At 40.7% G+C, this 22,459-nt stretch carries 19 protein-coding genes; 9 read left to right on the forward strand and 10 right to left on the reverse strand.

Features of this window, described 5'->3' with window-relative positions; genetic code table 11:
* Nucleotides 1–63: 63 nt before the first annotated feature.
* Entirely contained in the window at nt 64–1,749 is a 1,686-nt protein-coding gene (locus B155_RS0108355; RefSeq protein ID WP_018127812.1) for an NAD+ synthase, read from the reverse strand.
* Nucleotides 1,750–1,904: 155 nt separating this feature from the next.
* On the opposite strand from B155_RS0108355, the gene B155_RS0108360 reads away from it, so the two are divergent.
* On the forward strand, nt 1,905–3,197 hold the full coding sequence (locus B155_RS0108360; protein WP_018127813.1) for a metal-dependent hydrolase family protein: 1,293 nt from the start codon (nt 1,905–1,907) through the stop codon (nt 3,195–3,197).
* Between the two features lie 73 nt (nt 3,198–3,270).
* Here B155_RS0108360 and B155_RS0108365 read toward each other — a convergent pair whose 3' ends face one another.
* Nucleotides 3,271–4,632 (reverse strand): NAD-dependent succinate-semialdehyde dehydrogenase, encoded by a 1,362-nt coding sequence (locus tag B155_RS0108365; protein ID WP_018127814.1) that lies wholly within the window; start codon nt 4,630–4,632, stop codon nt 3,271–3,273.
* Nucleotides 4,633–4,677: 45 nt separating this feature from the next.
* Nucleotides 4,678–5,868 carry an aspartate aminotransferase family protein gene (locus B155_RS0108370; RefSeq protein ID WP_018127815.1) on the reverse strand — a complete coding sequence of 397 codons (1,191 nt, stop codon included), beginning with the start codon at nt 5,866–5,868 and terminating at the stop codon, nt 4,678–4,680.
* Nucleotides 5,869–5,962: 94 nt separating this feature from the next.
* On the opposite strand from B155_RS0108370, the gene B155_RS0108375 reads away from it, so the two are divergent.
* Nucleotides 5,963–6,358 (forward strand): hypothetical protein, encoded by a 396-nt coding sequence (locus tag B155_RS0108375; RefSeq protein WP_018127816.1) that lies wholly within the window; start codon nt 5,963–5,965, stop codon nt 6,356–6,358.
* Nucleotides 6,359–6,387: 29 nt separating this feature from the next.
* Nucleotides 6,388–9,210, forward strand: a complete 2,823-nt coding sequence (locus B155_RS0108380; RefSeq protein ID WP_018127817.1) for a T9SS type A sorting domain-containing protein — start codon at nt 6,388–6,390, stop codon at nt 9,208–9,210.
* 75 nt (nt 9,211–9,285) lie between these two features.
* Here the strand turns inward: B155_RS0108380 and B155_RS0108385 are convergent, their stop codons facing one another.
* Both B155_RS0108385 and B155_RS0108390 read right to left on the reverse strand, forming a co-directional pair.
* Nucleotides 9,286–9,906, reverse strand: a complete 621-nt coding sequence (locus tag B155_RS0108385; protein WP_018127818.1) for a thioredoxin family protein — start codon at nt 9,904–9,906, stop codon at nt 9,286–9,288.
* Between the two features lie 39 nt (nt 9,907–9,945).
* Nucleotides 9,946–10,824 carry a UbiA family prenyltransferase gene (locus B155_RS0108390; protein WP_018127819.1) on the reverse strand — a complete coding sequence of 293 codons (879 nt, stop codon included), beginning with the start codon at nt 10,822–10,824 and terminating at the stop codon, nt 9,946–9,948.
* Between the two features lie 85 nt (nt 10,825–10,909).
* On the opposite strand from B155_RS0108390, the gene B155_RS0108395 reads away from it, so the two are divergent.
* The gene (locus B155_RS0108395) at nt 10,910–11,815 is read left to right on the forward strand and encodes a hypothetical protein (protein WP_018127820.1); all 906 of its coding nucleotides are present in this window, start codon (nt 10,910–10,912) and stop codon (nt 11,813–11,815) included.
* Here the strand turns inward: B155_RS0108395 and B155_RS0108400 are convergent.
* Entirely contained in the window at nt 11,805–12,926 is a 1,122-nt protein-coding gene (locus B155_RS0108400) for an anhydro-N-acetylmuramic acid kinase (RefSeq protein ID WP_018127821.1), read from the reverse strand. The two genes, B155_RS0108395 and B155_RS0108400, sit on opposite strands and share 11 nt — an antisense overlap.
* A 44-nt stretch (nt 12,927–12,970) precedes the next feature.
* Between B155_RS0108400 and B155_RS0108405 the strand changes: the two genes are divergently transcribed.
* A complete protein-coding gene (locus B155_RS0108405) occupies nt 12,971–13,216 on the forward strand; it encodes a hypothetical protein (protein ID WP_018127822.1) in 246 nt (81 codons plus the stop codon).
* A 108-nt stretch (nt 13,217–13,324) separates the two neighbouring features.
* Nucleotides 13,325–15,007, forward strand: a complete 1,683-nt coding sequence (locus tag B155_RS0108410; protein WP_026167272.1) for a pyridoxal-phosphate dependent enzyme — start codon at nt 13,325–13,327, stop codon at nt 15,005–15,007.
* A gap of 102 nt (nt 15,008–15,109) precedes the next feature.
* Here B155_RS0108410 and B155_RS0108415 read toward each other — a convergent pair whose 3' ends face one another.
* Nucleotides 15,110–15,823 carry a hypothetical protein gene (locus tag B155_RS0108415; protein WP_018127824.1) on the reverse strand — a complete coding sequence of 238 codons (714 nt, stop codon included), beginning with the start codon at nt 15,821–15,823 and terminating at the stop codon, nt 15,110–15,112.
* Nucleotides 15,824–16,052: 229 nt separating this feature from the next.
* On the opposite strand from B155_RS0108415, the gene B155_RS0108420 reads away from it, so the two are divergent.
* Entirely contained in the window at nt 16,053–16,799 is a 747-nt protein-coding gene (locus B155_RS0108420; RefSeq protein ID WP_018127825.1) for a 2,3,4,5-tetrahydropyridine-2,6-dicarboxylate N-succinyltransferase, read from the forward strand.
* 94 nt (nt 16,800–16,893) lie between these two features.
* Here the strand turns inward: B155_RS0108420 and dapA are convergent, their stop codons facing one another.
* From dapA to lysC, 3 genes are read right to left on the reverse strand one after another with little or no spacing between them, the layout of a single operon-like run.
* Complete coding sequence (dapA, locus tag B155_RS0108425; protein ID WP_018127826.1) at nt 16,894–17,781, reverse strand: 4-hydroxy-tetrahydrodipicolinate synthase; 888 nt, start codon at nt 17,779–17,781, stop codon at nt 16,894–16,896.
* The gene (locus tag B155_RS0108430; protein ID WP_018127827.1) at nt 17,778–18,455 is read right to left on the reverse strand and encodes a dihydrodipicolinate reductase C-terminal domain-containing protein; all 678 of its coding nucleotides are present in this window, start codon (nt 18,453–18,455) and stop codon (nt 17,778–17,780) included. Before B155_RS0108430 ends, dapA begins: the two co-directional genes overlap by 4 nt.
* Entirely contained in the window at nt 18,456–19,784 is a 1,329-nt protein-coding gene (gene lysC / locus B155_RS0108435; RefSeq protein WP_018127828.1) for a lysine-sensitive aspartokinase 3, read from the reverse strand.
* Between the two features lie 167 nt (nt 19,785–19,951).
* On the opposite strand from lysC, the gene B155_RS0108440 reads away from it, so the two are divergent.
* The gene (locus tag B155_RS0108440; RefSeq protein ID WP_018127829.1) at nt 19,952–21,169 is read left to right on the forward strand and encodes an alpha/beta hydrolase; all 1,218 of its coding nucleotides are present in this window, start codon (nt 19,952–19,954) and stop codon (nt 21,167–21,169) included.
* Between the two features lie 10 nt (nt 21,170–21,179).
* Complete coding sequence (locus tag B155_RS0108445) at nt 21,180–22,433, forward strand: DUF819 family protein (RefSeq protein ID WP_018127830.1); 1,254 nt, start codon at nt 21,180–21,182, stop codon at nt 22,431–22,433.
* The last annotated feature ends 26 nt before the right edge of the window (nt 22,434–22,459 follow it).

Here is a 22,459-nt window from a genome sequence, read left to right on the forward strand (position 1 = left end):
GGCTACTCCATCGGCTTTACAACCGAAGAGTCTTTTTGATATTGTTTTAGACGATAGTGTTTTTTAAAACTTTTGCTCTTGCCCAGTCCAGTTTTGAACGATGGGCCATCTTCTCCCAGAGCCAAATGCTTTTGCCGACACTTTGAGTCCGGGTGCTGCTTGGAAACGCTTGTGTTCGTTGATATCGACCAAACGCAGAATGCGTTCGATCAAAGACTTATCGAAGCCTTTTTGAGTGATTTCATCTATGGAAAGCTGTTCTTCTAGGTAGTATTCTAAAATTGAATCTAAAGTTCCGTAATCGGGCAAAGAATCTGAATCTTTTTGGTCGGGACGTAATTCGGCACTTGGTTCCTTCGTGATAATACTATTTGGTATCACTTCTTGGCCATAATAACTCGAATTTAGCCACTCACACATTTCGAAAACTTCTGTTTTATATAAATCCGAAATAACGGCTAAGCCACCGGCCATATCACCATATAGTGTACAGTAACCCACAGCTGTTTCTGATTTATTTCCTGTGTTCAGAAGCATATACCCAAACTTATTTGCTACCGCCATTAGAATATCACCTCGGCTGCGGCTCTGTAAATTCTCTTCCGCTACATTGAATTCGGTTTCTTTAAATAATGGATCTAGCTGATTTATAAATGCATCATAAATGGGTTTAATCGGAATCTCATGAATTTGAATCCCAAGATTATTTGCTAGTTGAACCGAATCTGAAACACTTCCTTCCGATGAATACTGTGAAGGCATGGTGATTCCAATCACATTTTCAGCACCTAAAGCTTCTTTAGCAATGGTTGCAACTAATGCCGAATCAATACCACCACTTAAACCAAGTATCACTTTTGAAGTGACCTTTGTTTTAGCTAAGTACTCACGCAACCCAAATACCAATGCGTTGAACATACTTGCAACAGGCTTTGGCGGTTCTTTCTCAAAATCTGGACTTGATAAATTAGTTAGCGAAGCACTTTCAACATCAAAAGAAGTATCGATGTGAGTTTCTGTAAAGCGTTTTGCACGCGTTATTAACTTCCCTGTGCCATCTAGAACGAGTGAATCACCATCATAAACAAGTTCTGTGTTAGCCCCTGTTTGGTTCACATAAAATAATGGGCTTTTAAGTTCTACTGCATGCTTACGAAGCATTCCTATCCGCGACTCTGGCTTCCGTTTTGTGTAGGGTGAAGCTGAAACATTAATTATAGCTTTTGCCCCTTTTTCTACTAGAACTTCTGCAGGATTTACTTTGTAAGTGTGGTAGTTGATCTCATTATCGTTATACCAAATATCTTCACACACAGTAATACCAAAGGAAACACCATTTATGAGTACAGGCTCAAACACATCGCCTGGTTCAAAATATCTAAGGTCATCAAACACATCATAGGTTGGCAGTAATGCTTTGTGAATACGGGCTAACTCTTTCCCATGCTGAGCAACTACGGCCGAGTTAAACATTTTTCGACCTAAGCCATCATTCTTCGTTATAGTACCAAATATGACTGCGGTATTTTGTGTAGCCGCAATAATCTCATCGCTAACTTGATAACAAAGGTCTCTAAAAATCTCTCGTTCTAATAGATCCAACGGTGGATATCCGCATATAATTAGCTCTGGCAATACAAGGATGTCGATATTCTCTTGTTCGGCTTTTTGAATCTCATTCAAGATGAGTTCTTTATTTCCTTGAAGGTCTCCGATAGTCGGATTAAGCTGTGATAGGCGTATGTTCACGTCGTAGATTTTTAAGTTCGTGTAAAGATAAGATGAATTTTAAGAGAAGACGAACAGTAATTCCCATTCCTTATGCATTCGTACACTTAGGCTTTTTTCTTAATCATGATTCTGTACATTCCCATACATCAAACAACTAACTAACAAATTTATCTATGAGAATTAACGCTAAAAGATTACTCGCTTTATGTGTGGTACTCGCTCTAGGGATTTCAAACTTATATGCTCAGAAAACAATTATCCATGCGGGTACTTTGATAGATGGAAAGTCACACGACACTCGATCTAACGTCACGATTGTAGTAGAGGATAATAAGATCACTGCCATCGAGAATGGATTTAGTAAAGGCAAAAAAGGTGATACCATCATCGATTTAAAAGATAAGACGGTACTTCCTGGTCTTATCGATTTACATGTTCACTTAGAAGGGGAAACAAATCCAAACAGGTATATAGAGCCTTTTACACTAAATGAAGCTGATGTCGCCTACAAAGCTATTCCTTTATTGAATAAAACATTAATGGCTGGCTTCACTACGGTAAGAGATTTAGGTGGATCAGGGGTGAATATCTCTATGAGAAATGCCATCAATGCAGGTCTTATTTCAGGACCAAGAGTAATTACCGTTGGAAACAGTATAGGTACAACCGGTGGACATGCCGATCCAACCAACGGAAGAAATGATGAATTAATGGGTGACCCTGGACCACGCGAAGGGGTAATTAATGGTGTAGCGGATGCTCGAAAAGCAGTTCGTCAGCGTTATAAAAATGGTGCCGATCATATCAAAATTACGGCTACTGGCGGGGTACTAAGTGTTGCCAAAAGTGGTGATGCCCCTCAGTTCTTTGAAGATGAGTTAGATGCCATTGTAAGTACGGCTCAAGAATATGGTATGCATGTAGCTGCCCACGCACACGGAGCCGAAGGTATGCGAAGAGCAGTTGCCGCTGGCGTTAAAACCATCGAGCATGGTACTAACATGACTGAAGAAGTAATGGATCTTATGATTGAAAAAGGCACGTATTTCGTACCTACCATCTCAGCTGGTAAATGGGTAGCTGAAAAAGCAAAAATTGAAGGATACTATCCGGCGATTATTGTTCCTAAGGCCTTAGACATTGGCCCTCGTATTCAGAATACCTTTAAAAAAGCGTACGAAAGAGGTGTTAAAATTGCTTTCGGAACAGATGCAGGTGTATTTCCACATGGCTTAAACGGACGCGAATTCAAATATATGACAGAGGTTGGAATGCCAGCTATGGAAGCCATCCAAAGTGCTACTATCACTGCTGCTACCGTGTTAAACCTTCAGGATAAAATCGGAAGCATTGAAACTGGAAAAGTAGCTGATATCATAGCTGTGAATGACAATCCACTAAAGAAAATCGAAGCTATGGAAAATGTTGTTTTTGTGATGAAAGAAGGAAAAGTTTATAAGAAGTAATTCACTTATAAATACTACAAAACTAAAAAGCCTGACTCATTGGTCAGGCTTTTTTTATACGTTGAATTGATTTCTATTGAATATAAACTGTTTTGGTATTCACAAACTCTTTGATGCCATAAGGACCTAATTCACGACCGTATCCCGACTGCTTAATACCGCCAAATGGTAATCGTGGATCTGACTTCACAAAGTCGTTTACGAAGCAACACCCCGCTTCTAGAAGCTGAGAGGCTATATGTTCACCTTTCTCCTCATCTTGTGTAAACACTGCCGCTCCTAATCCAAAACTGCTATCATTGGCTACGCTAATAGCTTCATCTTCGTCTTTCACTTTTATGATAGCCGCCACTGGTCCAAACAATTCATCATCGTATGCAGGCATGCCCTTCGTTACTTGTTCAAGCACCGTAACTGGATAAAAGTACCCTTTCACATCGGGCTTCTTCCCTCCCATAGTAATTTCTGCTCCTTTGTCGAAGCTCTTCTCAACTTGCTCGTGCAGTTGATCTCTCAAATCCTCTCGAGCCATAGGGCCTACATCGGTATTCTCTGCAAAAGGATCACCCACTTTCTTAGTAGATAGTTCCGCTTTAAATTTTTCTACAAACTCATCATACACTTTTTCAACAACGATAAACCGCTTTGCAGCGATACAGCTTTGTCCACTATTAATAAGTCTTGAAGTCGCACATTTTTCAGCAGCTAAAGAAGTATCCGCATCCTCCAATATCACATAAGGGTCGCTTCCTCCTAATTCTAATACTGTCTTTTTTAGAGCTTCACCTGCTTGTGAAGCAACAATTTTACCAGCTTTGGTACTTCCTGTTAAGGTAACCGCCGCTACTCCATCGTGTTGAATAACAGGTTTCATATTGTCGTTAGAAACCAAGATGGTTCGAAATAATGAGGACGGAATACCCGAATCATGGATGATTTCTTCCATAGCCAAGGCCGAACCCGTGCAATTTTCAGAATGTTTTAGAACCACTCCGTTTCCAGCCATCAGTGCAGGTGCTGCAAACCTGAATAGTTGCCAAAAAGGGAAATTCCAAGGCATAATAGATAGCACCACTCCTAGTGGATTGTAGGTTACGTAGCTTTTACTCGCATCGGTTTCAACCTGATCATTCTCCAAAAATGAAGCCGCGTTTTCTGCATAGTATTCACAAACCCAAGCACACTTTTCAATCTCTGCTTCTGATTGAGCATAAGGCTTGCCCATCTCTTCGCTCATTAACTTAGATAAGGATTCCTTTCTATCTTTTAATAGCTCAGCTATACTATTGAGGTAGGCACCACGCTCCGCAAAACTTTTATCTCTCCATTGAGCTTGAGCTTTATTGGCATCCGAAATAATCGCGGACACTTCTTCGAAGCTCATTTCTTGATATTCTTTAATTTGCTCTCCGGTGGTTGGATTGATGGTCTTCATAATAAAATTTTGTTCTATTTCTCAGAGCAACATAACTCTGTTCCTTCACATTCCACCAGCATACTTCTGTATTGTTCCAGAAATTATATCCAGTGTATGCTCAAGAAGCTCATCCTCGATAATTAATGGGGGTGCCAATCGAACTAAGGTATTTGAGTGTAAAGTCCACCCTAATAGTATCCCTTGCTCGAAGCAGTCTTCTACTACTTGCTGCGTGAGTTCTTTGGAGGCCAGCTCAAGTCCTAACATCGCCCCTTTTCCTCGAACTTCAACGATACCGTCGCCTACCAACTTATCTTTGATTTTCAATTCAATTTCTTTGGCTCTTTGAAGGTAATTACCAGCCAGTAGTTCTTTTAAATTTGCATGTGCTGCGGCACAACTCACGGGATGCCCACCAAATGTGGTTACATGATTTAAAGGTGGATCATATTTGAATGTTTGAAAGATTTCGGCGGATGCCACAAATCCACCTATAGGCATTCCACCTCCCATCGCCTTCGCAATGCATAAAATATCAGGCACTACTTCATACTCTTGAAATGCAAATAAGGAACCCGTTCTACCAAATCCACTTTGAATTTCATCAAAAATTAGAAGGATTCCTTTTTCCGAACACTTTTCACGAATCTTTTGTAACCACGCTTTATCAGCAGGAATTATTCCACCTTCCCCTTGAATTGGCTCCATTATTAAAGCGGCCGTTTGATCATCTAATAAGTCGAATACATCATCTGAGTTAAACGCCGCGAAATGCACATCGGGGAGTAAAGGTAAATAAGGGTCTCTATAAACATCACGGCCCGTTACACTTAACGAACCATGAGTATCGCCATGATAGCTATTTTTGAATGCCACTAGTTTCTTACGTCCAGTATATTTCTTAGCTAATTTGAGTGCTCCTTCGTTGGCTTCAGTGCCGCTATTCACAAGATATACTTGATCAAAAGAGGACGGTAAGTTCGAAAGTAAAAGCTCAGCAAATTCAACCTGTGGCTTCTGAATAAACTCTCCATATACCATTACATGTAAATGAGCATCGATCTGTTTATGCAATGCTTCAACTACTTTTGGATGCCTATGCCCCAAGCTGCTAACAGCAATTCCCGAAATGAAATCCAAATACTCCCTTCCTTTCGTAGTATATAAAAAAGGGCCTTCAGCATGCGAAATTTCAAGTGATAACGGGAAGTCGCTTGTTTGGGCTATATACTGTGTGAATTTACTGCTACTCAATGTGTTATGATTTTTCTTTTTAGTTATGACGAAATTAGATGATTATAATAGAGGATTTTCTAATATTGAACGTTTACAAATTTAAACATTTCGAATGAAAGCTTTACTTACACCAATCATTGTTGTTACTCTGATCTTGTCGTGTGCCAGCAATAAGAATAACAAGGGAGAAGAGGTGACTTACGCTAAATTACCTGCTCCTTCGTCTATTGGTCCCGACCAACTATACGGAGAATTTAAGATTATCAATATAACACCTTCTACTTCTGAGCAGAAAACTTTAGAAGTTGATGTGATTGAGGTTATTGAACAAGGCAGAACAGCCAAAGATTTATCAAAGAATCAACGAATTACACTAAAGGTACACGAATCAAAGCTAGAAAAGCGATCTAAGTTAGAAAACGGAGATACATTTCACGCTGTGATTGAACATTCAAGCTCGATGGGTATGAATGCGACTAGCCAGTGGCGCATTGCTACATTTAATTAAGAACACCACTACTGATTAAGAATAAGACTATGACGCTAAAAAAATCAGGTACACTAGCGAGCTTAAGTTTAATTACGCTCCTGCTTTTAATGGGCATTGATACCACTCAAAACAATACATTTCCTATAACTACGCCTCAACTTGAGAAGGAAGAAGAAGGCAATTTAGCTGAACGCGTAGAGCAGAAAAAAGCTCGTGATGAGTATTTTTTCGAACTCATGAGAGATCCAGCAACGAACAGAATTCCAGAAGGCATTCGCCAGAAAGAAATTGCTCATGCTAAAAACCTACCTCTTCATTTTAAAGGGAAAAGAAAAGCATCTCAAACCTTTAATTGGAAAGCCTTAGGGCCGAATGATGTGGGTGGTAGAACCCGTGCATTGGCGGTAGACATGGATAATAACAATATCATACTTGCTGGCGGGGTATCTGGTGGTGTTTGGAGATCTACGAATCAAGGTGAAACTTGGACTCAAGTAACTACTGCAGATCAAAACCCAAGTGTAACTAGTATTGCTCAAGACCCTCGTGCTGGCCATAGAGATACATGGTATTACGTTACAGGTGAATATAGTGGGAACTCGGCAGGTGCCCGTGGTGGTGGCGCTACTTATTACGGTTCTGGAATTTATAAATCTACCGACAATGGCTTAACCTGGACCATGTTAGCTTCAGCAGGAGACTTAACACGCTTCGACAGCCGCTATGATTTTGTAAGCCGTGTAGCAGTAAGCCCAACTACGGGAACTGTATTCTTTGCGAGTAATGCTATCGGTATTTATCGTTCTGACGATGGCGGTGCTACCTTTGATTTAGTTCTTGGTGAAGTTAACGAGCATTCTTGGAGTGATGTTCAAATTAATGCAAACGGAGTTGTAATAGCTACCCTATCCGAAACTGGTTTCTTAGATGAAGGTGTGAGCCATACTAATTCTCCAGGCATTTACCGTTCAAATGACGACGGTTTAACTTGGACCGACATCACTACCAATGAATTTCCGACTACATTTAGCCGAACGCGCATTGCTATTTCAGAATCAGATCCTAATTCAGTTTATGTATTTGGATACGATGGAAGCCCATTCCTTATCTATACCGACCTATCAGATTTGACTAAGACTGAAAATCGTTCTGCAAATATTCCTGATTTTGGAGGATCTGTGGGCAGTATGAATATGCAGGGTGGATATAACCTTGAAATAGCTGTAGATCCCAACAACAAAGATTTTGTTGTGATTGGTGGTACGAACATGTTCCGTTCATTCGATGGCTTCAAGACAAAGCCCAGTGAAGCGGAGAATGACCGCAATCTAACATGGGTTGGTGGTTATTCTACAGCTAATGATGTGAGTACCTACGAAGGGCATCATCCAGACAATCATGCCATTATTTTTGATCCTGTACTATCCAATAAAGTATGGAGTGGACATGATGGTGGAGTTTCAGTTACCAATAGTATCAAAAGAAGTACGGTACAATGGACTCACAAAGTGAATGGATACAATGTAACTCAGTTCTACACGGTTGCTATTCCAAGAATTGCAGGTGATGATCGATATATTGGTGGTACCCAAGATAACGGGTCTCCATTTTTTAGAGATAATTTCTTAACAGGTGTTAGTTCTTCAAATGATGTGTCTTCGGGTGACGGCTCATATGCATATTTAGGAGAAGATTATGGGTATGTGTCCTCTCAACGAGGTAACGTTTCAAGATTGCTTTATACACCAACAGGCGACCTACTATCTCCATACAATCAGGGTGGACAATGGTCATTTATTGAACCTGAAGGCTCAGCAAATCAGAAATTTATTCATCCTTTTAAAGTTGACCCAAGTGATGAAGACATTATGTATTACCCTGAATCGAATCATATTTGGAGAAATGATTCACTTTCGCATATACCAAATTACCAACAGGGTGGCACTAGTGTAGGTTGGGCAGAACTATTTAATATTAACGTAGGGACTGCAGGACATTCCATAAGTACCTTAGAAGTGTCTACAAACAACCCTTCTCATCGACTATATTTAGGGGGTAGTTCATCTACATTGAAGCCTACCTTGTACAGAATTGATAATGCAAACACTGCTACCTCAGGTGGAGTTGATATATCCCCTCCTGATGCGGCTGCAGGTGCCTATATTCACGATATTGCTGTTAATGCTACTGATGGCGATGAATTGATTGCAGTACTCTCTAACTATGCCATCGAAAGCCTTTACTATTCTTCAGATGGTGGAGCAACGTGGTCAACTATTGGTGGAAACTTAGAAGGCGCAGAAGGCCCGAGTGTACGTACCGCTGCAATTATCGAAGGCTCGGCTGGCACGGTCTATTTAGTTGGAACGAGTACAGGCTTGTATTCCACAACCACTTTAGATGGCGGCAATACCATATGGGAGCGTGAAGACCCCAATGGTATAGGCCTAAATGTGGTGGAGTTCATTGATAGCCGCCCAGAAGATAATAGAGTGGCCGTTGCTACCCATGGTAGAGGAATGTGGGCAGGCACACCGGGCTCGGCAGTATCTACTGAAGAAGAAGTAACGGAATCGGTAATCCCAGAATCTTTTGCTTTAAATCAGAATTACCCAAATCCATTCAACCCTTCTACGGTTATTTCCTATAGCCTACCCTCGTCTAGTAATGTAAATATTACGGTATATGACATTAATGGTAGAAAGGTAGCCGAATTACTTCGAAATGAAATGAAGTCTGCTGGTTCACATGAGTTCAACTTCGATGCTAGTAATTTAGCCAGTGGAGTATACTTGTATAGAATTAGTGCGAAGAGTATTTCTGGAAGTCAGTTGTTCACCAAATCACGTAAGATGACGTTGATTAAGTAACAACACTCTTATATTGTTAAATCAAAAAAGGCAGCTCTAATTAGGCTGCCTTTTCTGTATCTATCATTTAACTAACTAAACAACAATGCTTTTGAGCATAGCTTCTAGCTCATCTTGCACTGCTCTTCCTTTATCTCGTGCATACCAGATATGAAGTTCTTCTGAAGCTTTTTTATTATCAAAATTTGGGTCTCTTAGCTTAGCAATATGGTCATCGTGCACTATGGCAGGTCTGGGCCCCCAAACGCCTAACACATCCAAGCTGTTCGCATCAAGCATCACAAGTTTTGGGATGGCACGCGTTCCTTTGGTAAGAAAGTGTTCCATTACCTCGGGATACTGATCTCTTAAAATCAATTTAAGCTCAATTTGTTCCGTTGATTCTGCCATTTTTTGAATAAATGGTAATACTTGTGATGCATCTCCACACCACCCTTCTGTAATTACCAACCAAATCATTTTATTGGGCAAGGTTTCAAGCACTTCTACTAATGAATCGTTGAGCTTCCCTCTTTTATTCCAACGGGCTGTGCGTTGCATATTTAGCATGGTGTAGTGCAACATGCTTTCTGAGTTATCATCGTTGGTAGTTCTACCTTCTTGATAAAGTCTCTCCGTTAGTTCTGAATATTCTTCATAACTAAGTGCTTCATCTAAAATATTTTGAGAGATAAGACTCTTTTGTAGGGTACTCATGATATGCGTTTTTATTACGCATCAAAGGTACCAACAATTTCACCCTGTATTGATTGATTGTAGCAATAACCATGATAGAATAAAGGCAACGAATCCAAAGGAAGCGATGAACTTAATCTTCATCACCTGTACATATTCATAAGCCACACCTTTTAATCTTGATACCCAAAATCCAAGTACCAGATATATTAAATTACCCACTGCGAAGAATATCAAAGCACCCCAAATATGGCGTGTATACATCCCCACAGCCAAAGCAATGAGTCCTATAGGAAACAGAAAATAGAAATTCAGTTTTATCCCTTTCAGTCCATATATGATCGCAAAAGTTTGATCCCCCCTCTTCTCGTCCTCTTCTTTTTGATACACTTGAGATGCTGGATATAGACTGAGCATTACACAAGCAACCCCCAGTGCTGCTATCCCAGTAATCCATGAAATCGAATGCCCCGCAGCTAAGGTCCCTAACAATAACGAAGCCAATCCTGTACTCCCACCAATGGCAATCATACTCAACCAAGGATGGCCTTTCCACCGATACTTTGGGCTTGAATACAACCAAAAAAGCATAGCGCTACAACTGTAAATCACTACAAACAATGTGTTTACTTGAAACGCCCAAATCACTCCTATTAATTGAAAAACCCAAGCACCAAAAAGCATCCACTGTTCCATTTTAGGGGGATGCTTCAACCCACCAATAGGTCCTTCATCTTTGTCCCAATAAGAATTGTACACGGTTGCACCACCAAATAAGAGTACATGCACATTGATAAACTGAAGCCAATATAGATTTGGAGTCTCAATCGGGACGATTAAAGTTGCTGCTAAATATCCCCCTGACAGTACCAAGAACTGATAATGTAATCTTAGATGAAGAACAAACCGATAGATCTGAATAATGAGTGGTGCTTTCATAATAATGGCTATGCGTGAACTTAGCTGATAACGGTCAGATTTAAAACTCTATGCATATATGTATATATCCCCCTATCTTTGAAACATGATTTCAACCACGCCCCTTGAACGTACATTTAGAGAGACCTTAGCCCCTGATACTTGGGTGGATCGTCAATCAAAGCATGCCCAAAAAGTGGAAGCATTGATTGGTGATTATCTCATAAAAAGGTCTCAACATGTAAAGAATCCGGTAATGGATTTTTTGTTCGAGTACTATGCGTTTCGCCCATCCATGTTAAGGCGATGGTCTCCAGGACTTGGAGTAGCCCTTAGCCTTGATGGCCAAGATGCTCTCCAGCTACCAGAATTAAGCGAATTGAGTGTTGATAGCGAAATTGCCTACCTGAATGCTGATTTATTCCCACAAAAAAGAATACGATCCCTAGGTTGGATTCTAGGCATGTTGCAGAATACAGCCAATAAACGTCCTAGTTTTGGTTGTTTTGGCATGCATGAATGGGCAATGGTTTACAAGGCGGAAAAGCCTCGCCATGATCAAGTGCCCTTAAGAATGGAGCCTGATGATATCGCCACATTTGTGGAATCAAGACCTTTGCTTTGTACTCATTTCGATGCATTTCGGTTTTTTACTCAGCCAGCTCAACCGATGAATCGCTTTGAGTTAAGTCGAGAGAAATTTGCCGAAACCGAACAACCCGGCTGTATTCATTCGAATATGGACCTGTATAAATGGGCCTTTAAATTATACCCCTGGATATCTAGCGATATCATTCTACAGGCATTTGAATTGGCCTACGAAGCACGCCTAGTGGATATGAAGGCAAGTCCATACGATTTACGTGATCAAGGATTAGATCCCATTTTTATAGAAACCGAGGAAGGCCGAATTGAATACAAAGAAACTCAAGAAGCTATTTTTGAGAAGGGAACGCCAATACGGGAATCGCTTATACAAGAATACCAGTATGTACTTTCGGTTATAAGCTGATTTTACCGAGTTCCCAATCGCCGCCCGTTACAAGTTCATTCGCTAAGTAAGCCATCAATACCGCTTCCTTGGAATCAGCAGAGAACCCTAATTCATCAAAAGGTTTTATAGTGGCATGCTCTAAACGGTCTTGCAATCGTTGCATCATATATTGGTTATGAACTCCCCCACCACTTACAAATAGCTCAAACTTCTGCGTACCCACAATGTCATCCAGAGCTCGATGTATACTTTGAACGGTGAACTCCGTTAAAGTAGCGATGAGTGTTTCTGCTTCCACCTCAATACTGTAACTCTCCATCAGTTGCTCTACCAGACTTAAGTTGAAATCTTCTTGTCCTGTGGTTTTTGGAAATGGCTTTCTAAAATAGGGCTCCAATAGTAGATACTTCAGCAATTCGCTATGCACTGATCCTTGCCGTCCAACCTTCCCTTCTTCATCAAATGGTAGATTGAAGTATTTCAACATCGCTTCGTTTATCAAGGTGTTGGCTGGGCCAGTATCGGTTGTAAGAACTTCAGACGAGGTTTTTTCGGAAGGCAACCAGGTGAGATTTGCGATGCCTCCTAAGTTCAGAAGTACACGATTTTGTTCCACATCTCGAAAAATAGCTTCATCCATTATACCTGCTAATGGCGCCCCTTCTCCTCCTTTTGCGATGTGCTTTTGCCTAAAGTCACTGATCGTGGTTATACCCGTTAAAGAAGCTATATGATCCGCATCCACAATTTGAAGTGTACTATTAATAGTCGGTGAGGGAAGGTGGTAAATGGTTTGCCCATGTGAAGAGATTAAGTCTACCTCCTGAGGAGTTACCCCCCATTCTTCAATGGCTTCAAGCACAGCAGATGCATACCATCGAGCAAGCTCTGCATTTAACACGCACACTTCCTGTAAATCTACGGTAGGCTTAGAGCGAATAGCTTCGATTCGAGATCGAACTTCCTCCTGATAGGGAATGGTTTTAAACGCCTTTAAGCTTGGTTTCTTCCATTTAAATGAACAAAGAGCAATATCTAACCCATCAAGTGAAGTGCCCGACATCAAACCTATTATAGTTCGCTTGGGCTGTTGAGCAATCTCATAAAGTCTAAGAAGTTTCTTGTTCATGGTTCAAACTCGGAGTATTTTTACAGCAAATCAAACCTATTTACATGAGCAATACTGAAGAATTAGATCATCAATCTTTTGAAGAAGATCTTCAATTTCTAATTAAGACCTTAAAAGAAAGTTTCGAATCTACAGACGCACAATTTTATGTAGACGAGCATAATGACACTTTATATGTGAAGTTAGAAGGTCTCGATGAATATCCTGAAGAAGAAATCGAAGAAATTGCGTCTCCCATATTCGAAGTTCTGGACTTAGATTTCGATGAGATCATTCTGTTACCACTCTAAACTGTGGTATTTTTCTAGGCACTTTTTTACTTATTTTAAGTGTCTAATAACTGTACTCTAAATTTATAATTTTATCCTACGATGAAGAGCTCCAATTCAGGATATACCATGCGGTGCATTAAATGCAATACCGTGAACGACGAAAGAAAAACAAGCACCTACTGTACCGAATGTGGTAACGTTTTAGTAATTGAGTACAATGAAGCACGTCCAGAGATTCAATATCCGCTTGAAAACATTCAGCCCGATCCGCTAAAAAACCACCCAACGGCACTGCGACGTTTAGATCGATTATCAGAAAAATATGGCGCTGATTTATACGCCAAGCTTGAACTTGAGAACCCAACGGGTTGTTTTAAAGATCGTGGGAGTTATGTTGAAGTTTTAAAAGCAATGGAGCTAGGAGCTGATGCCATTTGCTTAGCCTCAACTGGGAATATGGCCGCTTCTGTAGCTGCTTATGCCTGTTATTTCAAAATTCCTTGTTTTGTATTCGTACCAGAGAAAACTCCGGATGCTAAACTTGCTCAATCCACTATTTACGATGCGACTATCATCCGAATTAAGGGTGACTTCAGAGCGTGTGAATTGCTTTGTAGAGAGTTCGCTAAATCAGGAAATTATTACCTAGCCGGTGATTACGTATTCAGGCAAGAAGGGCAAAAGTCCTTTTCTTACGAGCTTGCCGAGCAAGGCCCCATGGATTACGATTATATCTTCGTTCCAATTGGTGCAGGTACAAACTTCGCTGCTATCTACAAAGGCATGGTTGAAATGAAAGCCGCTGGTGTAATCGATAAGATTCCAAGTTTTGTAGCCGTTCAGCCAGAACAAAGCTCACCGGTTGTTGAAGGTATTTTCAAGAAAGAAAAAATCATAAAAGAGCAAATTAACACGATGGCCGATGCCGTTGCTGTTGGCGACCCTTTCGATTTCTATAAAGTACTTGAAGGCATTGAAGCTACCGATGGCAAAGCGTATACCGCCACTGAAAATGAGCTTTTAGATAGCATGAAGGAAATGACGGTGGAGGAAGGTATTTTTACTGAGCCTGCCTGTGCCATTCCTTTAGCTACATTCAAGAACAACCTCGATACTTTTAAGGGTAAAAAGTGCTTATTTGTACTTACCGGATCAGGACTTAAAGCTGGGCATATAGTAGCCAAATACTCACTTTCATCGCCCATTTTGGAGCCGAAATTAGAAGGCATTCAAGAGTACATTGAATCTGGCTATCCTAAAATCCAGAAAAGCAGTTGGGGACAATCTCGCGAAACGGCACTCCCTAGCAATATTAACCTAGAAGAGAATCAGGTTAAACTCTACGAAGAGTATGTGAATGGCATTGAGAAAAAAGGTAAGACCTTGAAAGAAGAGGAAATCAAAGCCCTGAAATCTCTGGTTTATAGTACCGACACTTCACTGCATTATCCTGTTGAAGTAGTGGATTATAAAATCACCATGCGTAAGCACGGCTTAGTTTCTGCAGCCGTTAAATTGCGCATTGAAGACGGCGAAGAAATCATTTCATTAGATCAAGGTGTAGGACCAATGGATGCGGTATTAACCGCCATCAAAGCGGAAACCGACTCATTCTTACCACTTGTAGTTAAGAATCATGAAGTTGAAATCCTCAGTCCAGATACCGACTCACTAGTAATTGTGACCTTAACTTTAGAAAAAGAAGGACATACTTTCACTGCAAAAGCCGCTTCACCCGATACCTTAGAAGCTCTGATTCAAGCATTTGTGAATGGCCTAGCCATCGCTAATAAAGCACTAGTAGCCTAAACGACTCTTCCTCTTTTCAAACAATGTATATCAACCATGTTTTCAGTTTAACTGAGAGCATGGTTTGATACTCTGTATCTTCTTTTTAATACTATTGTATTCCTATCCTTTAAAAGAGAATAGAGCAGTAGCTATATCTATCCATATTGGGTTATTACCTAGCGGAATTATTAAGTAAACACTTATGTGACCTATAATTACGGCAAGCATGGCTGGGTGCCATCGCTTTAACTTATACATGATTATAAGTGCTGTTATTAGAATCGCAGGTGTTGTGATCATCGCTAAGTAGGCAAAGCTCATCATAGTACCGTCTGTGAGTAAAATTAATGCAAGTGCAAATCGAGCCAGCGCCGGCATAAGTGCCCAGAGCACCGATGAAATCATCCAAATGGCATGTTCATCAATTTTCTTAGAGCGCAGAACACCAATAACAACACTGGCAGCAAATCCCGAAATGGATATGATATCAAAGAAGGAAACTCCGTAAAGGAATTCATCTGGAGCAACAATGGGATCGATATCAGTTCGAGCAAATCGGATATTCTCTGGAATCATCACTAGTGCTGAAGCAAAAACGGCTCCCGCAAGGAAAGTCCCAATTCGACCCAACTTACGATGTAGCTTCAGCCTTTTATGAGTAGCTAAATATGGCTGAATGACTATGAATACAAACCATAGAGTTGAAGTTAGGCCGTGTACATGATTCCCAAATGAAACGTTTAAGAAGTCGAGATAATAACTTCTCATAAAGCCTAGTACAGCGATAGAAAATGGTATTAATAACCAATAGTGTAAATTTTTATACCTCTCCATACCCCTTCATTTTTTAAGCTTATAATTAAATAAAATCTGACGATTTAATACAACCTGTTCGGTCTTTATAAGAATCTGGTTTTTAAAACCCGATAAATTTCATTTCTACTCATGATATATGAGTGCGGAAACCTTATCTTTGGGCTGAATTTTAACCCTCATTAAGAATGGTATTGCATGGAGTGCTGTTCACTTGAACAACACAAGCTATTATTCAAATAATCAAATCATGAATTACGAAGAAGTATTAGATAAACTAGAAACTGGAGAGCTTAGATCAGCCAATAAAACTGAAAATGGTTGGGAAGCAAACATCGAAGTAAAACAAGCTATTTTAGAGTCTTTTAAAAATGGCACGAATACTTCTTTTGAGGGGATTTACGAAGGCTTTGTTGATAAACATAATCTGCCTCCACGTTTCTTTGAGCCAGAAGATGGTGTTCGTTTAGTACCAGGTGGCTCTTCTGTTCGTCGTGGTGCTTATGTAGCATCGGGGGTAATAATTATGCCACCGGCCTATGTTAATGTTGGTGCTTATGTTGATGAAGGTTCTATGGTTGATAGCCATGCATTAGTGGGTTCATGTGCTCAAATTGGTAAGAATGTTCACCTTTCAGCTGGAGTACAAATTGGTGGTGTTTTAGAGCCCGTTGGTATGAATCCAGTTATCATTGAAGATGATTGCTTTATTGGCGCTGGTGCAGTAATTGTAGAAGGTATACTTGTGAAATCACAAGCCGTAATTGCACCAGGTGTAGTACTTTCAAAGTCTATTCCTGTTTATGATGCTGTGAATGAAGAAGTACGTGAGCGTGGTGCTGAAATCCCTGAAGGCGCCGTTGTAATACCGGGTACACGACCAATGAATAGCGAATGGGCTAAGAATGAAGGTCTTAGTATGGCGTGCCCGATCATCGTGAAGTACCGTGATGACAACAGTAATGCCTCTTTAGAACTTGAAGAAGCATTGAGATAATTTTTCTGATTGTTTCATTCTATTAAAAAAGGCTCGAGTGTTTAACACTTCGAGCCTTTTTTGTATAAGCGATATACTAATCTTAGATACTTATCTAAGCGTTATACCAAACATTGATTTTGCGATCCGCTTCTAATAGCGCCTCTTCGCCTTCCGCCGTTAAATCTTTAACCGACAATGGTAAGCGAACGGTGATATTTTTAATCCAACCTTTATGCTGAGCCAACACTTTAGTAGGCACCGGATTGGATGCAGAAAACAGCGCATCTGCCGATTCTTCCCAGTCACTAAATAAGGCCTCGACGTTTCCTTCAAGCATCAATGCTACCATTTTATGGGTATGCTTTGGCCAAACATTCGAAGCTACGGATACTAACCCTACACCACCTTCATTAATGAAAGCTTCGGTAAGCCCATCATCGCCTGAATATAAATCAAGACTCGGGGCGTGATCTCTGAACGCTTTAAAATCTTCCACGCTTCCACTAGCCTCTTTGATACCAAGAATGTGGTCAAACTCTTCGGCAAGTCGAGCTGGTACCTCAGGGTGTAATTTCACCCCTGTTCTAGACGGCACATTATAAAGCATACATGGAGTTTTTGTAGTAGCCAATAATGTTTTAAACCACTCAAACTGCCCTTCTTTGCCCGGCTTGGCGTAAAGTGGTGTTACTAATAAAAAGCTATCCACTCCCACCTCATCGGCGTACTGTATCAACGCTTTTTGTTCCTCAATATCATGTCCGCCAATGCCTACCATTAACGGTACATCTAAATCTAACAAGCGGGTAAATTTGATAATCTCTTTCTTTTCATGGGAACTAAGGTTTAGCCCTTCACCTGTACTACCCAATATTAGAGTACCATTTTTGGCCTGCTCCTGTTTTCGCAATAGATATTCAAAACTTTCGTAGTCTACCTTTCCATTTTCTAGGAAAGGCGTAATCATTGCGGTATAAAGTGGAAATTCTGGATGGTTCATGATAATCCTGTAACTCTATCGAAAAGCTGACCAAAGGCGTACACGCCATCAGCTAACTCCTCTTGATTTATTAATTGTTCTGCTGCCCAAATGGCTCCTTCTGCAAAAAGGGCTCTATCTAATGCCTCGTGCTTTAAGGTAATTTCTTCGGTCGCCGTTCGCACCTTAAGTTCATGGATGCCATTTACATCACCCTCGCGAGCTGATGTTACTTTCACCTCTTTATTCAACCATTCTTTCCATGATAATGCGGTTCCACTTGGTGCGTCTTTTTTATGAACGTGATGCACTTCATGGATATGATAGGATGGATTTTTTAAGATATTAGATCCCACTGATATGGCTTCTATACTTTTGCGGATGATATTCATTCCCAAACTAAAGTTCGTTGCAAGAACCCATCTTGTAGAGGCTTCTTTCACTTGCTTATCCAAATCGTCGGGCCATTCATTCCCTGTACTTCCCCATGCCGCTGGTGTTCCTGATTCCAAAACAATGGGCATCAAATCAGGCACGGCATCGCCTGGAACAAAGATGATAACGGCATCACTTTCTTGAAGGGCATCAACAGTAGGTGGATTCGTGGCATCAAAAGTATGCAAAAGATGCTCTCCCAGCATTTCTACTACCTTCCCTCCCGTTTTACCCGTTCCTATCACAGATATTTTCATCATTTAGTCCTCAATAAATTCTTTGTGAAGTAACTGAAGAATCTCTTCTCCATCTTCTTGGTTCACCAAAAAGCACACATTGTTTTCACTAGATCCATGGCACACCATTCGAATATTGTAACCCTTCAACATATTAAAAAGCTTTCCACTTATACCGGCAGTATTATTCAGATTGTTCCCAATCATAGCAATAAGAGAAAAATCCTTCTCAATCTTCAATTCACAAAATGATTCCAACTCTGTAACTACCTCTGAAGTGAGTTCCACTTTGTTGGATGCACTCACAGCTGTATCTAAAGTAAGCGATACACTTACCTCACTCGTACTTACCAAATCTACCGAAATCTTATGGTTGGCTAGTACCTGAAATAATTTTGCTAAGTACCCATATTGATGAAGCATGTCTAAGCTCTTTACTGTCAATAGGGTTTGATGCTTTCGAAGAGATAGCGCACGAATTACAGGAGCGTCGCCTGCTTCATGTACAATCACCGTTCCTTTCTTATTGGGTTCACTACTTGAAGCCACCCGAACTTTCACGCCTCCACGCATAGCCGGTTTTAACGTAGCAGGGTGAAGAACCTTTCCACCAAATACAGAAAGCTCAGCGGCTTCATCAAAAGTGATTTCATGAATAGGTCGTGCGGCGGGAACCACTCTAGGGTCGGTGGTATAAATACCTGCTACATCCGTCCAAATTTCTAACATATCTGCTTCAACAGCTTCAGCAAATAAAGAAGCGGACAAATCACTCCCTCCACGTCCTAATGTGGTAGTATTGCCAAATATATCTGACCCTATAAAGCCTTGGGTGAGATATCGTTTTCCACTCTGTACGTATTTAGCACATTTCTTTTTGATTACTTTTAAATCAGGATCTGCTTGCCCAAAATGAGAATCTGTCTTCATCATATCCCGAGCATCTAACCACTCTACCTCTACACCTGCTTCTCCTAATACTTGCGTGAAAATTCGAGTGCTTAAAAGTTCTCCAAAGGCCACTAAATGATCTTTCCAACGCTTATCACGTGCAATCTGCTCTAAGTGCTGTCGTAGTTCGGTAAGTAAAAGTCTTACTTGTTTATCAACTTCCTCACCGTCTTTAAGCTGTTCAATAATTTCAAGATGACGCTTTTCAATGCGCATCAATATCTCTTCGCGCTCAGTGTACGATAACTCACTATTCCCAAGTGCAACCAAATCATTGGTCGTCCCTGAAGTAGCACTGATCACTACTAATTTACGATCGGGTTCGGCAGCTACAATACTAGCACTATGTTGCATGGCAGCATAGCTTCCAACACTAGTTCCGCCAAATTTTGAAACAATCATTTTACCTTATTTTTAATGTGGCTTAAAAGTAAGAAGCTTGTATTGAAATAACTGTGTTGTTTTAGTTTTTTTGCATTCTAACAACATTAATTTCCTTTCGATGCCGATTTTCTTTTATTCTTAGCCCACTTCAATCACATAAATCAACAGTAGCTAATCTAGAATTCATGAAAGCATATAAATTTGTACTAATTCTGATGCTTTGTATCGCATCGGCTTGCTCCAACCCTGAAAGTGATACATTCTCTGCAGAAGACTTACAGCAAAAGCTTGATGAAATTTCCGCAATCGATAACTACACCCTGCGAACACGAGAAGTTGATAGCTTGTGGAACTACCTCAATCAAACCGAACAGATTCCTTTTGTTCAAGACACCACAGCCTTTTTCTTCTATAAAGGGTATGCCGATCAAGTTGAATGGTTTGGCGACTTCAATTTTAATACCGCTGAAAATGATGGCGGAGCTAATGGCACATTAGTTCGAGGAACGGATCTTTGGTATCTAAAAATGCACTTCCCTTCTGATGCCAGAGTTGATTATAAAATTAGCGTAGATGGTGGAAACTGGATTCCCGATTCTGAAAACCCTTTCGTTCAATGGTCGGGATTTGGGGTGAATTCAGAACTCCGAATGCCCAACTACAAACCTGAAGAATTAAAAGCTGAAATTGCTGAAGCGGGTACAGGCACATTACCCCGACCCCTCAAATTTAATAGCCAATCTCTTGGCTACGATGTACAATACAGAGTTTATACTCCAGTTGGCTATGCTGAAATGACCGATGTTCCAGTAGTTTATTTTTTAGACGGACATGAATATTTGAATCGAAGATTAGGCGGAGCTTATACCTTGCTCAACAATATGATTCACCTTGGTGAGATTGAGCCAATCATAGCTGTTTTTGTGGATTCAAGGTCTCCATCAGATTTGAATACCAATAATAGAATCCAAGAATACTCGATGAATGATGACTTCTCGGAATTCTTGACTACAGAACTCATCCCAAAAATAGATACCGACTACAACACTTCTCAAAAAGCCGAAGACCGCGCCCTTATAGGTACGAGCTTAGGAGGCTTAGCCGCCACCTATATCGGATTCCGTCACCCAGAAATAATCGGAAATATTGGGGCTCAGTCGCCTGCCTACTGGTATAACGATGCTGATATCTATACTTTTGTGCGTTCTGCTAAAAAAGCACCACAGCAAGTGTACATTACAAGTGGAACCATTGGGGACAATTTGAATGATGCACAACGCATGAAGCAGTTGCTGAACGAACTGAACGTGGATTTAAAATACACAGAAGTTAATGAAGGGCATTCTTGGGGAAACTGGAGTGCACTCATCGACGATATACTTCGCACCTTTTTTGAAAACTAATACATAGCATATGGAACCTACTACTGTAGCACCACTTATTACTAACGATGCAATCACTTTTGGTCTATTAATGGCCATATTGGCCGCGATATTTGTAACCTCACACAGCGAACACGCAGGCTGGAAGAAATTTTATCGATTCGTTCCGTCTTTGTTGTTGTGTTATTTCATACCATCGATTTTCACCACCTTGAATGTGATATCGCCAGATGGTTCAAGTTTATATCATGTAGCATCGCGGTACTTACTACCTGCCAGTTTAATCCTATTAACGCTTAGTATCGACTTGAAAGCCATCATGAATTTAGGTTGGAAAGCGGTAGTGATGTTTTTAGCCGGTACTGTAGGAATTATAATTGGTGGCCCTATTGCATTGATGATTATTGGAGCTATTAACCCCGAGCTTGTAGGAGGTGCCGGACCTGACGAGATTTGGAGAGGGCTTTCAACGGTAGCAGGTTCATGGATTGGTGGAGGTGCCAACCAAACGGCTATGTATGAGATCTTTCAACCAAGCGACACCCTATTTAGTGCAATGATTACCGTTGATATCATTGTGGCAAACATTTGGATGGCTTTTATCCTTTACGGTGCCGGTATGAGCGATCGTGTTGACAAATGGTTCAAAGCCGACGCATCAGCCATTGAAGAGCTGAAGAAAAGTGTTTCCGATTATCAAGCAAGTATTGCAAAAGTTCCAACCTTGGTTGATCTCACTAAAATTGCAGCTATCGCATTTATCATAACAGGCCTTGGCCATTTGGTTGGTGATACTGTAGCGCCATGGGTAAAAGAAAATGCCCCTAGCTTAGAAAGACTCAGTTTCGCCTCTCAGTTTTTCTGGATAATAGTTGTAGCCACATTAGGTGGTTTCGCCCTTTCTTTCACTAAACTTAGAAAGCTGGAAGGTGCAGGTGCTTCCAAAATTGGTAGTCTATTTTTATACATCTTAGTAATGACCATTGGTATGAAGATGGACCTTGGCGCTTTCACCGAAGTACCGGGATACTTTGCCATAGGCTTCACCTGGATTATTATTCACGTAATAGTGCTGTTGCTAGTAGGAAAAATTATCAAAGCACCTTTCTTCTTCACGGCTGTTGGAAGTCAGGCCAATGTAGGGGGGGCAGCTTCTGCTCCTATTGTTGCATCGGCATTTAGCCCTGCTCTTGCTCCCGTTGGTGTACTTTTGGCCGTTCTTGGATATGGTATTGGTACCTTCGGAGCTTGGTTATGTGCACAGATAATGCGCGTTATTTCGTAGAGTTTTATTCAAAATGAGTCTTACTT

This window comes from Balneola vulgaris DSM 17893, assembly GCF_000375465.1.
GTDB lineage: Bacteria > Bacteroidota > Rhodothermia > Balneolales > Balneolaceae > Balneola > Balneola vulgaris.

Excerpts from the sequence above, each read along its gene's own strand:
- B155_RS0108360 (WP_018127813.1), top strand. The coding sequence starts at position 1,905 with ATGAGAATTAACGCTAAAAGATTACTCGCTTTATGTGTGGTACTCGCT.
- B155_RS0108365 (WP_018127814.1), bottom strand. The coding sequence starts at position 4,632 with ATGAAGACCATCAATCCAACCACCGGAGAGCAAATTAAAGAATATCAA.
- B155_RS0108375 (WP_018127816.1), top strand. The coding sequence starts at position 5,963 with ATGAAAGCTTTACTTACACCAATCATTGTTGTTACTCTGATCTTGTCG.
- B155_RS0108380 (WP_018127817.1), top strand. The coding sequence starts at position 6,388 with ATGACGCTAAAAAAATCAGGTACACTAGCGAGCTTAAGTTTAATTACG.
- B155_RS0108385 (WP_018127818.1), bottom strand. The coding sequence starts at position 9,906 with ATGAGTACCCTACAAAAGAGTCTTATCTCTCAAAATATTTTAGATGAA.
- B155_RS0108390 (WP_018127819.1), bottom strand. The coding sequence starts at position 10,824 with ATGAAAGCACCACTCATTATTCAGATCTATCGGTTTGTTCTTCATCTA.
- B155_RS0108395 (WP_018127820.1), top strand. The coding sequence starts at position 10,910 with ATGATTTCAACCACGCCCCTTGAACGTACATTTAGAGAGACCTTAGCC.
- B155_RS0108400 (WP_018127821.1), bottom strand. The coding sequence starts at position 12,926 with ATGAACAAGAAACTTCTTAGACTTTATGAGATTGCTCAACAGCCCAAG.
- B155_RS0108405 (WP_018127822.1), top strand. The coding sequence starts at position 12,971 with ATGAGCAATACTGAAGAATTAGATCATCAATCTTTTGAAGAAGATCTT.
- B155_RS0108410 (WP_026167272.1), top strand. The coding sequence starts at position 13,325 with ATGCGGTGCATTAAATGCAATACCGTGAACGACGAAAGAAAAACAAGC.
- B155_RS0108415 (WP_018127824.1), bottom strand. The coding sequence starts at position 15,823 with ATGGAGAGGTATAAAAATTTACACTATTGGTTATTAATACCATTTTCT.
- B155_RS0108420 (WP_018127825.1), top strand. The coding sequence starts at position 16,053 with ATGAATTACGAAGAAGTATTAGATAAACTAGAAACTGGAGAGCTTAGA.
- dapA (WP_018127826.1), bottom strand. The coding sequence starts at position 17,781 with ATGAACCATCCAGAATTTCCACTTTATACCGCAATGATTACGCCTTTC.
- B155_RS0108430 (WP_018127827.1), bottom strand. The coding sequence starts at position 18,455 with ATGATGAAAATATCTGTGATAGGAACGGGTAAAACGGGAGGGAAGGTA.
- lysC (WP_018127828.1), bottom strand. The coding sequence starts at position 19,784 with ATGATTGTTTCAAAATTTGGCGGAACTAGTGTTGGAAGCTATGCTGCC.
- B155_RS0108440 (WP_018127829.1), top strand. The coding sequence starts at position 19,952 with ATGAAAGCATATAAATTTGTACTAATTCTGATGCTTTGTATCGCATCG.
- B155_RS0108445 (WP_018127830.1), top strand. The coding sequence starts at position 21,180 with ATGGAACCTACTACTGTAGCACCACTTATTACTAACGATGCAATCACT.